Below are 13,093 nucleotides of genomic sequence, written 5' to 3' on the forward strand. Positions count from 1 at the left end.
AAAAACACGAGAGTGAAAGATCCCTTGCAAATTAAAACTTGGCCGAAAAATTTGACCCGTCGCGACTTGGAGTGAGAACTGGAGCTCTGAAATGACAAGTAACCTGATTGCTCTGATAATTTCTGTTTTTGCGTTCGCATACATTCAAGCTGCTCAGGCAGAGATTGTCCAAGTCCCGCAAAAACCTGCTGCCCAAACTTCTCCTTCATGGGCAAAGCATTTTGACATGTCTGAGCGCATGCTTGATTTGGCCATTGCCGCAAGCTCCACAGCGCTAGATGATCCTATTCAGGAGCATGTTGCGGTTAGCTGGCGTGATTTGAAAACAACCCTAAAGTCTCTGGAAACCCCATTTGAAACACTGCCAGATCCGTTGTTGAACGCTATGCGAACGCAAGTTCGTTGGCGAACATCCAGTGCCAGTGAGCGCACTGATCCGGATCTAATTCAAGAGTATAAGGCGGCCAATGGTATTCTGTCCGCCCATGATGTCGACGTAGAAAATCTCATGCTAGAGCGCCGAAAAATCATTGCGCAAAACAACTCCATCGGGCGCGGTCCAAATTTAGAAAAACTGGGCAAGACAATCAGGCTACCCGGTTACATAGTACCACTGACAATCGATGGAGCAATTGTAACCGAATTCCTGTTTGTTCCGGTTGCAGGTTCTTGCGTTCATACACCTTCGCCGCCACCGAACCAGATCATTCATGTAGATTACCCTAAGGGCATCGAGTTCAAGTCGATTTTCGATGCATATTGGATCGAAGGCGAACTGCTAGCTGAACGCCGAGTCAGCGACGTTACATTCTACGACGGCGCTACAAACGTGGAATCCATTTATGAACTCAACGCGCATATTGTTGAAGCATTCACCTAGTGATTTCGAAGAAGCTCATCCGCCAAAAAGCCGAGAGTTAATGTCGCGCTTCATTCGTTTCGCCTATTTGGATGGCAATACACTCAGGACGCGCTAGACGGCGTAACAAAGGCTCACATCAGCGCAGAGTGCAGCCAATGTGTTCAGAGTTAAGAACGGCGGCTTTGTCCGCGTTGCTGTCATTGGTTCCCGCTGCAGCGAAAGACTGCTCTGAGTCCCAATGCGTACTATCAATCCCAGTCGCCAACGGGCGATGCATAGCACAGCTCAAAGATAAAGTTGGGTTAAGGCCCGGCATTTTGCGTTCGACATAAATAGAAAGCATGGACCAAAGGACAAGTTGCCGTATTTGCCAATGTGTTGACCCGCCGCCCCCGCTATTACAGTGTGTCGTCATGAAACACCTGCCTGGTTATACCTTTCGTACGGAAGCTCTATCCAAGGTGTACGGGGAAGGGGAAGCCGCCGTCCACGCTCTGCGGGGCGTCGACCTTGAAATCCCGAAAGGTGAGATGGTCGTACTGCTCGGTGCATCAGGCAGCGGGAAGTCCACTTTACTAAATATACTCGGAGGCCTCGATCGCGCATCGGGCGGGCAAGCGTGGTTTGGAGGTACAGAGCTGACAAGCCTTTCGGATCGCGACTTGACGCTATACCGGCGCCATCATGTCGGGTTCGTGTTTCAGTTCTACAATCTCATGCCCAGCCTTACAGCCGAAGAGAATGTGGAATTGGTCACCGAAATTGCACAGAACCCGATGCGACCCGCGGACGCACTGGACCTTGTCGGGCTGGACGCAAGGAAAGATCACTTTCCAGCGCAGCTTTCAGGGGGTGAGCAGCAACGCGTAGCCATCGCGCGTGCCATTGCGAAAACACCCACTGTTTTGTTCTGCGACGAGCCGACCGGAGCGCTCGACAGCCAGACAGGTCGGGCCGTGCTTCGGGTGCTGAAAGACGTCAATGAACGACTGAACACCACTGTTCTCATTGTAACACATGCGGCTGCAACAGCAGATATGGCTGACCGGGTAATAAAGTTTGCAGACGGCATGATCCAAGATGTTCAGGCCAATTCCGAAAAGCTCACACCTGACGAGATCAACTGGTGAGTCCGCTTGACAAGAAAATAGTTCGGACTTTGCGCCGCTTGAAAGGGCAAGCCGTCGCGATAGCCAGTGTTATCGCATTGGGTGTAATGACCCTCGTGATGATGACCGGTTTGGTTGGTACGCTTTCCGAGACACGCAGTACGTATTACGAACGCTACCGCCTTGCGGATGTCTTTGCTCCAGCCGCGCGCGCGCCGCAAACGGTGCTTCAGCATTTGGCCAATCTGCCCGGCGTTACGGCGGTTGAAGGGCGGGTGACTGGCGGGGCTCTGATTACGCTGGAAGAGGCTGGCAGACCCGTGCGCGCCACGGCACTTTCAATACCGCGGGATGCTCGTCCGCTCATCAACAACTACATGCTTACAAGCGGTCGCGCGCCCCGTGTCGGGCGCAATGACGAAGTCTTGCTATTGCAGAGCTTTGCCGACGCCGTTGGTCTGGCACCTGGTGATAGTCTGTCTGCGACGATGAACGGCGCTCGAAGAACCTTTGTTGTTGTCGGATTGGCGCAAAGCCCGGAGTTCATCTACATCGCTGCTCCGGGAGAAATTGTGCCGGACGACACACGCTTTGCCGTTTTGTGGATGTTGGAGGATGCCATGGCAGCAGCCTTCGACATGAAGGGGGCTTTCAACGAAGCGCTGCTCTTGCTCTCAAGAAATGCCAATACGCAGGAGGTGATCGCCGGGGCAAACCGCCTACTCGACAAATATGGAGGTTTGGGCGCTTACGGTTTGGAAGATCAAGCGTCCAACAGGTTCGTGACAGAAGAAATCGCTGGTCTTCGCGCAACAGTAGGGGTGGTGCCGCCGATCTTTCTGGCTATCGCGGCGTTCCTGCTCAATATCGTGATTGCCCGAATGATCCAATCCGAACGAGAACAAATAGGAATACTAAAAGCCTTCGGGTACACCAGCCTTGAAATAGGTGTTCACTATTTCAAGCTTGTTTTGGTGATCGCATTGTGCGGTGCCGTTTTCGGCGGGGCGCTTGGGATTCTGTTGGGGCGCCTCTTGTCGGGTGTTTACCAGACGTACTACAAGTTTCCGTTCCTCGTTTTCCAGATCAGTGCAGGTGCCTTTGCTCTTGGAGTCTCAGTCAGTGTCTTGGCGGCATCCGCAGGCGCAATTCTCGTTCTGAGATCGGTATTCAGTCTGACACCCGCGATCGCTATGCGACCTCCCGCGCCGGTAGATTATAGCAGGACTGGGGCCTTCGGTCCGCGCATAAAAAGGCTTTTGGACCAGCCAACCCGAATGGTGATGCGTCGCATTGTGAGGCAACCCGGCCGTATCCTCGGCGCGATTGTCGGGATTGCCTGCGGGATGGCACTGTCTGTTGGTATGGTTAGCATTCTGGCCGGCTTCGACAAGACCATTGATATGACGTTTTCCGTCATTGACCGCAGTGATGCCATGGTCAGTTTTACACATCCGCTGTCCGATACGGTTCAGTATGAGCTTGCATCGCTCGACGGCGTTCATACCGTTGAGCCCGTTCGTGTGGTGCCTGTGTTGTTTCGGCATGGACTGCGCCAGTATCGTGGTGCGGTAAACGGGCTGCAACAAGACGCGCGTCTGAACCGCGCTTTGAAGTCAGACTTGGAACCGGTAGAACTTCACACGAATGGCATTGTGCTTTCGACTGCTTTGGCAAAAGTTTTGAGTGCGGAAATCGGAAATACCATTGAAATTGACGTGCTGGAGGGGCGGCGTCCGAAATTGACTGTACAAGTTACAGGTGTGGCGGAAACTTTGCTTGGATCTCCTGCGTATATGTCCCTAGACGGGCTTAACCGCATACTCAAAGAACCGGGGCGTGTCTCGGCAGTCTACCTGTCGGCGGAATCCGATCGGCTTGAGGCCTTGCAGCTTTACTTTGCAGAACTGCCGCGGGTGGCCGGGATCTCGGTCAAGCGTGATGCGGAGCAAGCGATGCAAAAGATCATGAACGAAGGCGCAGGGTCCACCCGTTATTTGATGGCGCTCATCGCGGCTGTGATCACCTTTGGGATCATCTATAACACCGCGCGCATTTCATTTTCTGAAAGCATGCGTGATCTGGCAAGCCTGCGCGTCATCGGGTTCACGAAGGGCGAAGCATCTTATGTGCTTTTGGGGGAGTTGGCGGTTGTCGTACTCGTTGCTTTGCCTCTCGGAGCACTCATGGGCTACTTTTTGTCGTTTGCGATATCGGCAGGTTTTAGCACCGACATTTATCAGGTCCCAAGCGTGTTTAATCCCAGCGGGTATGGCACTGCGGTGCTGGTGGTTCTGGCTGCTTCAATAGTTTCTGGGTGGATTGTAAAGCGAGATGTGGACCGGGTTGACCTGGTCGAAGCGTTGAAAATTAAGGAGTAGTCCTGATGGCGCAAAAAAAATCACGGTGGGTGCTTTCGATTGTCACCATTGTGATAATTGCGATCGTGTTGCTTGTAGCGTTCTGGCCTCGAGCGGTGGCGGTGGATCTGGCTCAGGTTGAAGTTGGGGACCTAATCGTCACGGTTGATGAAGAGGGGCGCACGCGTGTGCACGATTCATATGTTGTGGCGACACCAGTTGCCGGACGACTGCTCCGCGTTGGTGTGGAGCCGGGTGATCCGGTTGTTGCGGATCAAACGGTCATCGCACGCATGTTGCCCACCAATCCCTCCATGCTTGATGTACGGACGCGCGAACAGGCCCGCGCGGCGGTCACTGCTGCAGAAGCTGCTCTCCGCGTGGCCCGCGCCGATCTAAACAAAGCGGTCGCAGATCTGGCGCTGGCGGAAGAAGATCTGGAACGCGCGGAGTCGCTGATGAAGAACGGCCGCATCAGTGAGGCGGCGTTGGCCCGCGCCGAGCGCGAAGGCCGAGTCGCCCAGGCCGTAGTCGACAGTGCCGAGGCTGCTATTTCGGTTCGAACCGCAGAACTGGCGAATGCGCGTGCTCAGCTGATCGGATTTGATGACCGTGGCATTGCATCGGCACTTACATCACACTCGGACGAAGTGATCCCGCTGCTGGCGCCTGCAACTGGGCGGGTTCTGCAAGTGATACAGCAAAACGAAATTACGCTGCCTGCGGGGGCTCCCATCCTGGAAATCGGCGACATCGACGGAGACCTTGAGGTTGTTGCCGAACTTTTGTCTTCTGACGCTGTTCAGGTGTCCGTGGGCGATCGTGTTATTATTGACGAATGGGGCGGGGGGAAGCCGATTAACGGAGCGGTAGAGCGCATCGATCCACTTGGATTTACAAAGTTCTCGGCCTTGGGGGTCGAGGAACAGCGCGTAAACGTTGTGATTTCAATGGAAACACCCGATGTATCCACCGGCCGATTGGGCCACGGGTACCGGGTAGAAGTACGGATCGTCATTCAGGAAGATCCGGAAGCGTTGATTATTCCTGCTAGTGCAATGTTCCGGGCGCAGCAAGGCTTGTTTGTGTTTCTGGTCGAGGATGGAAAAATCTTCGAACAACCAATCGAAGTCGCCGCGACCAATGGCGTGCACGCCAGCGTCGCCAGTGGTTTGAACGCGGATGATTTAATTGTTCTCTACCCATCTTCAGGATTGGTTGACGGAACGCGGATCACAAAACGGTAGACATGTCACTAACCCAACCCACTCAGCTTATGTAAAGACGATGATCATGTCACCAAATTGAGGTTCACAGGTCTTTGAACATTATTGGGAATCTACTGCCTTGGCATGAAGAAAGTTTGAGTTGGGCGTTTCTTGTGGTAAGCAGTGAATGGCTCAGATTGTCTCCTGTCCACAAGGGGTCTGGAGGTGTTGAGCGCTCTATGAATGACGCGCAAATCCAAAGATTGGGAGTTTGTTGTCGAACGGTTGGTTTGTCCGCATAGCGGTCGTTCGCCTTGCACGCCGCTTCTCAGGAATGTGGAATAATCTCTCAACTTCTATCGACGGCGTGTGCCGAGCTCGCAAGACAGATTAAGGAACGTCGACACTGGTTCACCGGTTCCGGCATCCAAGCTGGTACCCGATATCGCAATGCGCTTTCAGCCGTTTGGTGTCTGTAGCAGTCCAGTCCGCAGGGGCCGTGACCTCGACCCAGGGCGAGATGTAATCCTGCGCAAAATAGGCGTGTCCATGTCCTGGTGGCGTACCAAAAGATAACGCCATATCGAGGGCCAACTGAAACTGCGTGACTACCGGGATGAAGACGAGTTGCTTTGAAACATCTTCGGCTGGAGGTTCGTTCATCCAGGGCGGTGCCCGCCAAAGGGAACTCGGATCGTAGAAAACGATCGGATCGCTGGAATACTGCAGGAATACGATCCGCATCTCCCCCCAGTCAGCGATGGCTTGAGAGGCATCCGAGAAGTGAGACGCAAATCGGACGAACGATCCGTTCCCAATGATGGGGAGCACCCATGGACTGCCAGGATCGCGCGCGTTTTGCGCTTGCTGCCAGAACCGTGACGGAAACGGCGGGCCGGCCCAGAAGGCTCCATCGATCGGGTCGTCGGCAAGGCGGAAGAGGTTGGTGGCGTACATCGACGACCAGGCACCAAGGCTCAGACCATGCACGTAAAATCTTGGGCGGCGATCCTTTGGCAGCGTCCGCCAATAGGAGTGCACCACGTCGAGAAGCGCGGTCGCCTGATCGAGTCCGGTCCGGGTTTCTAGAACCAGTGCCAGAGGCGATTGTAGGTAGGAATACTGGGCGCTAACCGTCGCGATATCGCCATTGTGCATGTATTCCACCGGATCGTGAGAACCCGGGTCCATCCAACCGGTTCCTGTGGGGCTAGTAACGATCAGAACTTCCCGATCAAAAGCCCTCAGCCGTTTTAGCTCGGCAAGTGCCAGTTCGGCCCGCTCTTGCGGTGACTCGCCGTTTGCCCGGCCGACATAAACCCGAATAGGGTCCTGCGCGGGTTTGCCTGTGAAGGCGGAAATCGCTTCGGCATCCGGTCCATCCAGGACGAAATCTCGACCAGGTTGACCCATCGCCGCCCAGTCAATCAGAGACGCTTCGGAACCAGCCTGATCCGGTCTTTCGGGCAGGTCAGGCGCGATATCAAAAAGCATCTGAGCGGCCTCGAAGCTTTCATCCAGGCCCGTGACCACCCGGTCGAAAATGCCGTCGCGGGTGACGACGAAGAGCAGCAGGGCGACCGTCACAACGCCCAGAACATTGGCTCGGCGCGGCGGCATGAAGCGATAGAAGCGGTCCCTGACCCATCGGAACAGGGCCGCCACGAACGCGCCGATCAGAAAAAAAAGCGCAAAGGTTCCGGTCCCTGCCAAGAGGATCTGCGCCAGGTGCTTTGCATCTGCAAGCTCCATCCCCATTTTTGCGCGTAACTCATTCTGCCATTCAAAGCTGAAAGTCAGCGTCCATATTGAAAGTCCGGCAACAAGAGCTGCAAAGACAATGTTGCCAACAAGCGCTAGACGTCCGCGCATGCGAGGCAGATCGGCGGCCTGCCAAATCAGTTCGAGCACACGTCCCAGAAGATAGCCAAGCGCCACCAAGATCCCGCCTAATAATCCCTGAACCATTGGCTCGCGTGGAATGAGGGAGGGGGTCAGCGAGGCTGCAAAGAACAGAAGACCTAAAAGCAGGCACGGTAGGGATACTCCGGCAATCAGTGGTCTTATCCACCACACAATCGTTCCTCCACGATCCAGGACAACTCAGCCAGCTTAGTGAAACGCAGCGCGATGGGCCATGTTTATTGTGTGAGTTCCGGGGTATCGCAAGCACCGAAGCTTTTGCGGTCCCTCTCCCTGAGGACGCACATAATATGTGGAACGGACATGTCCGCTTTGGCTCGGAGCGGTCGTTCGCTATGCAGCCAATCAATGACCGCGTTGCGGACTAAGCCGCCTCTTGCCAATGCGGCGAATTTGGCGGTCGCGAGCCCACCAAAACGTGGAACGAGTCGCGGCGTTGCAGTGCGATTTCCCGAAAGCGGACGTTCAAATCAAACAAATCCGCTGAAATCCAATCCGGACATTCGCTGCGACCCTGTTCTACGTCTCACATGCGGACAAAGCGGCCACTCTTTGCAAGAAATGAAATTGACGACTAGTTGTGGTATTAAGGCTCCCACAACCGGGGGGATGCCGCAATGAACAGAACTTGGAAAACGTTCCTCGCGGGCGTGGCTGCGCTATGCGCCACCATGTCGACAGGTTCCGCTGAAATGATCCACTTGATGGCTCGAAAAGGCGATGTCGCAAAAGTTATGTCAGAAATCGAAAAAGGAGTGCCGGTGGATCTGCCGAGCACCACAGGCGCTCGTTTTGAAGGTTCGTCACCACTCGTAGTCGCATCTCGGTTCGGTCGTACCGACGTGGTCGCGGCCCTGTTGGAGGCTGGGGCCGACCCAAACTACTCTCTTCCCAATGCGGAGTAAGAAAAAACTTTTGCATACCCAATCCATGCTGCGTCAAGCAACGGACACACAGAAGTTGTTCGATTGCTTTTGGAAGCCGGCGCTGATCCAACTGTCGTGGATCCTTGGCTTGGGACAGCACTGCATTTCGCCTCGTTGCGTGGGCACGACGAAATCGTGACCATGCTATTGGATGCTGGCGTACCTACAAGTGCCAGTATCCCTAGTGTGAAGCACTTGATTGGTAATGCCGATAGGGGCCGAGGATAAACTCTGGCAGGTGCCTGCAAAGCCTGTCACAGCTTGGAGAACCATGGGCAATTTCAAGCCAATGAAGGTCCGCCACTTTGGGGAGTTCTCGGGCGCACCATTGGCTCGTACGATGGCTACGAGTACTCGACGGCTTTCTCAGCGACTTCAGGTGTCTGGGACTACGACAATCTCAACTCGCTTCTTGGGCGTCCACGAGAATACATTCCGGGAACAAAGATGGACTTAGATGGAGTTTGGTTTGATCAGGATCGCGCAGACTTGATTTCTTACCTCCGGACACTCGATGAAAACCCGGTCGCATTGCCTTAACAACCAATCGAAATTGAGCGTAGGATACGCGTTGGTGAGGTAAGAAGCAGCCATCAGAAAGAGCTCGTTGGGCGTCTGCTTTGCGGACAAAGCTGACTATGTCTTTATAGCCGCTCCGGCTTGGCCTACACTGACAGGACCTCAGAAATGGAGATCTCGGGAAAAGGTTATGCCATGACACGCTTCAAAAGGAACTGGACGTGCGAAGGTCATGTTTTTCGAAGTAGTTTTCTGGCCGTCAACGCGACGGTTTTGGCATGAGAGATACGATCAGCCCCTCTTCGGAACTCGCCGCTATAGTGGCACGATGGATCAACGCCTACGGTCGGGGCGATGGAGAGACGGTGGCACATCTTTTTTCTGATGACGCTGCCCTGTCATACTTTGGCTCAGCACACGGCGAGGCTTGGAAAGGCGATGCGCTGCGTCGCGGTATGGAGCAATACATCGGTGAGGTTCCACGGTTCAAGTGGCACCCAAAAGACCTGAGAGGATTTGAATGCGGATCACTCGGTTGGGTCGAATGGGAAGCAAGCATTGAGGGTATTGAAACAGGACAGATCGCGCACCTACGTTCTACGGTCATTCTGAAACTCGACAAAGGATCCTGGAAGATTGTGCACGTTCACAATTCCCTACCGGTCAACAACGTAGAGGGATTTGGGTATGAGGCCAGAGGCTTTGAGGAACTGCTTGATGCCGCCCTCTCCACACCCCATGAACTCGGCCAAAGTGGTATAGCGACCATCATGTTCACCGATATCGCGGACAGCACAAAAATCGCTGAGGCTATAGGTGATACGCTTTGGAGCGACGCCCTCGGAAGACATCTGCGACTTGTCGAAACGCAGATCGTCGGGAGTGGTGGACGTACGGTGAAATCACTGGGAGACGGGGTGATGTCGTCTTTTGCTTCCGCAAGGGCAGCATTGCTGGCAGCTCAAAATATTCAACAGGCGAACGCGGCGGAAACAAACGAGCCAAAGTTGCGGGTTCGCATCGGCTTGCATACCGGCGAAGTGATAACTTCTGATGCTGATCACTTCGGGACTGTTGTCAACAAAGCAGCACGTATAGCCGCCCTGGCAGCACCAAGTGACATTCGCGTCTCGGATGCCACACGGATCATGGTGGGCGGATCACAGGAGTTTCAATTTGCCGAGCAAATGACTGTTCCGCTTAAAGGTCTCGAAGGAGAGCATACAATTTTCAAACTCAACTGGCTTGAGACAACTTGAGACCGTAAGCATGAAAACAGAAATCCCAATGCAACGAATAATGTACTCGAGTGAAGTCCCAATCTAGACACCCAAAGCTTATGTTAACACGCAACTTAATAGCCTAATCGGGAAGCCGGGTTGTAAAGCGGAGCGGCGCCAACATGACTTCTGAAAGCAAAATAACTTATCTTTCTGACAAAGACTTGGAAGGTTTAGGTATCCAACCTTCGGAAGTTGCCGACGCGATTGAATCTGCGCTGATAGCCAAGGCAAGTAAGCAGCTTCATACGTCCCCCAAGATAGCCATTTTGCCCGGGGATGGACGGTACGCAATGTCGACCTTGGCAGTAGGAGATGATGGGTTCATCGTGACCAAACAGGTAACGGTGTGTCCGAACAATCCGGCAAAGGGGCTCCCTGCAATTAACGGCGCTATCATGGTAATGGACGGGCAAACCGGGGTTCTCCGGGCAGTCTTAGGGGCAAATTGGGTAACGGCTGTTAGAACAGCGGCACTGTCAGTCGTCGCCGCGCGTCGACTTGCTGATCCAAATGCTGAGACAGTGGCTTTTGTTGGGGCCGGCGTGCAAGCTCACTCCCATTTGGTTGCGTTTTCCGAGGTTTTCCCCTTGAAAAGCATTCGTGTGTTCGGACGTGGCAAAGCGAATGTCGACAAGCTTTGTCGTCGGGCTCGGGACATGGACCTCGACGCCCAAACAGCCACCAGTGCCAAGGACGCCTTGCGTGATGCCGATCTGGTAGTGACATCAATAACTTTGGACTATTCCATCGAACCTTTTCTGGATGCCCGATGGCTAAAGCCGACTGCCTTCGCCGCCATTACAGATGCCTGCATTCCGTGGCTTCCAGGGGGTATGACCGCTTTCAAAACTGTTATTGTTGACGACCGAAAACAGGAATCTGAAAGCGACAAACCAATGCTGCCATATCAGCGAGTAACAGGGGACTTGACGGAAATTGTCTCGGGAGCAGTCGATACCACTTTAAGCGAGAAACCGGCTGCATTCGCTTTCAGAGGGATTTCTTTGGGAGATTACGCAACAGCGGTACTCGCAGTTCGTCGGGCCGCCGAGGTACGAGCTCGGCAAAAGTAGGAATCTTTAGGCTTTCGGCTCAGCGCTGCCATTTTCTGCGATGAGCATGATTGAACGCTCGCAGCCCATAGCGGACATCCAAAACTAGTCTTTGCAGTTTCCGAGATGCGGAAAAGCGGACATCGAAATTGCTCAAACTAACGGTCTCTCACCAGTGAACAGCCTGGTCCAATATAGATCACCGAATTCCACATCTCTTCTGTAACTTTGTAGTTGCCGGTTCCTCTTTCTTGGTCGTCTGTTGGGCTGAGTCCTACTGAGGCGGATCTCTTCGGAAAAATCAGCATTTTAGTGTCGAAAAATAAATCCCAAACTGCGTTCATCTTCACTAATACCTCCAGAGGGCTGCGTGCCTTTGAAGATTGCGCGACATTTTTCGTTGGGCGTGAGTGGTGGAACAGCTAAAAAAGGGGTAAATTCACCATTTTGGGAATTTTGCCTATGCCATTTTCGGTTCAGATCATTGCCACCCCAGAAACCAGCGCCTCCAGCGTGTTTGGCCTGTATGACACTTTGGTGGCCGCAGGGCGGGACTGGGAACATCTGGTGAGCGGCGAGGAGCCAGTGCCGGTGTTTGACGTTAGCCTCGTTGGCCCAGACACCAAGGGATTTCGTTGCGGAAGTGGCGTATGGATCGCTCCAGACCAGACATTTAACAACGCAGACGACGCTGATATTGTGGTCGTACCTGGACTGACACTTTCTCCCCACGACCGGCTCGACCCCAAACAACATCCTTGCTTGGGGTGGCTTGCCAAGCGCGACTTGGCCAAGACACGCATAGTGTCAGCCTGTACAGGGGCGGTCTATTTGGCGGAAATAGGTATTTTGGATGGGGTTGAAGCGACCACACATTGGGCTTGGGAAGGCCTTTTTCGGAGGTTTTATCCGAATGTACGGCTTCGCATCGACCGCGGCCTTTGCTTTGCTGATGCGTCTCGCGGACCCGTAACGTCGGGTGGGACAACCGGATGGCAGGAACTCGCTACGTTCCTGATCGCGCATTACGGCGGCACGCAAAGGGCGGTGCGGGCAGCAAAAGTTTGGCTTATGGCCAACCGCGGAGAACTTCAGTCACCATTTAGTTCAATGATCACTACGGCACCTCATGCTGACGCCATTATCTCACGGGCTCAGTTGTGGATTTCCGACAATTACGTCATCGACAACCCAGTCGCAGAAATGGCTAAACGTTCCGGGTTGCCGCCAACTACGTTTGCACGACGCTTCCGCCAAGCCACGAGCAAGTCACCGCAAGATTACGTTTTGGCGCTGCGAATTGAAGAGGCCCGACAGTTGCTTGAAACTACCGCCTGCCCCGTCGCGGAGGTTGGAGAAGCAGTCGGCTATGCCGACGCGCCTTCGTTTAGGAGATTGTTCAAGAGAAAGACAGGAATGACACCTAGCGAACATCGCAAAATGTTCGGTCTGTCTCGGTTTTCTAGCTACTCCTGATGGACGGTGTTCAAGATTGGCATACTATTGACCGCATAGGGCTCGGTGTCGCCTTTCACTGCCTTACACATCGGTGACTACCGGACAACAAGCCCCACTCATCAAAGTCTACAAGACGCCAACCTGCGGCTGTTGTTCCGCGTGGGTAGATCACCTGATTTCCGCGGGATTTCGCGCCGATACGCTAGACTTGGGGCAGGAGCAGCTGTGGTCGCTTAAAGAACAAATGAAAATCTCAGATGTGCTTTCCAGTTGCCACACTGCAATTGTTGGGGACTTTTTTGTCGAAGGTCATGTTCCGGCAGAAGACATAAATCGACTTTTGGCCGAACATCCTGAAGGCCTCGGCCTGACAGTTCCAGGCATGCCAATGGG

Annotated in this window: 12 protein-coding genes; 11 read left to right on the forward strand and 1 reads right to left on the reverse strand. The window is 53.9% G+C overall.

Annotated elements, in window-relative coordinates; genetic code table 11:
* The first annotated feature begins 91 nt into the window (after window positions 1–91).
* The 4 genes from AC2FIR_RS17980 to AC2FIR_RS17995 all read left to right on the forward strand — a co-directional run bounded on the left by AC2FIR_RS17980 (window position 92) and on the right by AC2FIR_RS17995 (window position 5,578).
* A complete protein-coding gene (locus AC2FIR_RS17980) occupies window positions 92–880 on the forward strand; it encodes a DUF3299 domain-containing protein (protein ID WP_496747884.1) in 789 nt (262 codons plus the stop codon).
* A gap of 395 nt (window positions 881–1,275) precedes the next feature.
* On the forward strand, window positions 1,276–1,992 hold the full coding sequence (locus AC2FIR_RS17985; protein WP_170613819.1) for an ABC transporter ATP-binding protein: 717 nt from the start codon (window positions 1,276–1,278) through the stop codon (window positions 1,990–1,992).
* Window positions 1,989–4,352, forward strand: a complete 2,364-nt coding sequence (locus AC2FIR_RS17990; protein ID WP_496762844.1) for an ABC transporter permease — start codon at window positions 1,989–1,991, stop codon at window positions 4,350–4,352. Before AC2FIR_RS17985 ends, AC2FIR_RS17990 begins: the two co-directional genes overlap by 4 nt.
* Before the next feature lie 5 nt (window positions 4,353–4,357).
* The gene (locus AC2FIR_RS17995; protein ID WP_170613815.1) at window positions 4,358–5,578 is read left to right on the forward strand and encodes an efflux RND transporter periplasmic adaptor subunit; all 1,221 of its coding nucleotides are present in this window, start codon (window positions 4,358–4,360) and stop codon (window positions 5,576–5,578) included.
* A 372-nt stretch (window positions 5,579–5,950) separates the two neighbouring features.
* On the opposite strand, the gene AC2FIR_RS18000 is transcribed toward AC2FIR_RS17995, so the two are convergent.
* Window positions 5,951–7,477, reverse strand: coding sequence for an alpha/beta hydrolase (locus AC2FIR_RS18000; RefSeq protein ID WP_480914407.1), 1,527 nt, complete (start codon window positions 7,475–7,477; stop codon window positions 5,951–5,953).
* Window positions 7,478–8,079: 602 nt separating this feature from the next.
* Between AC2FIR_RS18000 and AC2FIR_RS18005 the strand changes: the two genes are divergently transcribed.
* From AC2FIR_RS18005 to AC2FIR_RS18035, 7 genes are all read left to right on the forward strand, one after another.
* Complete coding sequence (locus AC2FIR_RS18005; RefSeq protein ID WP_480914405.1) at window positions 8,080–8,367, forward strand: hypothetical protein; 288 nt, start codon at window positions 8,080–8,082, stop codon at window positions 8,365–8,367.
* 21 nt (window positions 8,368–8,388) lie between these two features.
* A complete protein-coding gene (locus tag AC2FIR_RS18010; protein WP_496762849.1) occupies window positions 8,389–8,616 on the forward strand; it encodes an ankyrin repeat domain-containing protein in 228 nt (75 codons plus the stop codon).
* 3 nt (window positions 8,617–8,619) lie between these two features.
* Complete coding sequence (locus tag AC2FIR_RS18015; RefSeq protein ID WP_496747895.1) at window positions 8,620–8,928, forward strand: c-type cytochrome; 309 nt, start codon at window positions 8,620–8,622, stop codon at window positions 8,926–8,928.
* Window positions 8,929–9,185: 257 nt separating this feature from the next.
* Entirely contained in the window at window positions 9,186–10,166 is a 981-nt protein-coding gene (locus AC2FIR_RS18020) for a nuclear transport factor 2 family protein (RefSeq protein ID WP_170473712.1), read from the forward strand.
* A gap of 143 nt (window positions 10,167–10,309) precedes the next feature.
* The gene (locus tag AC2FIR_RS18025) at window positions 10,310–11,263 is read left to right on the forward strand and encodes an ornithine cyclodeaminase family protein (RefSeq protein ID WP_170619945.1); all 954 of its coding nucleotides are present in this window, start codon (window positions 10,310–10,312) and stop codon (window positions 11,261–11,263) included.
* A 441-nt stretch (window positions 11,264–11,704) separates the two neighbouring features.
* On the forward strand, window positions 11,705–12,718 hold the full coding sequence (locus tag AC2FIR_RS18030; protein ID WP_480490276.1) for a GlxA family transcriptional regulator: 1,014 nt from the start codon (window positions 11,705–11,707) through the stop codon (window positions 12,716–12,718).
* A gap of 190 nt (window positions 12,719–12,908) precedes the next feature.
* The coding region (locus tag AC2FIR_RS18035; protein ID WP_496762846.1) for a DUF411 domain-containing protein at window positions 12,909–13,093 on the forward strand (185 nt) is incomplete at its 3' end.

The organism is Ruegeria sp. CDSB136 (genome assembly GCF_059610965.1).

Coding starts and splice junctions, on each gene's coding strand:
- AC2FIR_RS17980 (WP_496747884.1), top strand. CDS start 92: ATGACAAGTAACCTGATTGCTCTGATAATTTCTGTTTTTGCGTTCGCA.
- AC2FIR_RS17985 (WP_170613819.1), top strand. CDS start 1,276: ATGAAACACCTGCCTGGTTATACCTTTCGTACGGAAGCTCTATCCAAG.
- AC2FIR_RS17995 (WP_170613815.1), top strand. CDS start 4,358: ATGGCGCAAAAAAAATCACGGTGGGTGCTTTCGATTGTCACCATTGTG.
- AC2FIR_RS18005 (WP_480914405.1), top strand. CDS start 8,080: ATGAACAGAACTTGGAAAACGTTCCTCGCGGGCGTGGCTGCGCTATGC.
- AC2FIR_RS18020 (WP_170473712.1), top strand. CDS start 9,186: ATGAGAGATACGATCAGCCCCTCTTCGGAACTCGCCGCTATAGTGGCA.
- AC2FIR_RS18025 (WP_170619945.1), top strand. CDS start 10,310: ATGACTTCTGAAAGCAAAATAACTTATCTTTCTGACAAAGACTTGGAA.
- AC2FIR_RS18030 (WP_480490276.1), top strand. CDS start 11,705: ATGCCATTTTCGGTTCAGATCATTGCCACCCCAGAAACCAGCGCCTCC.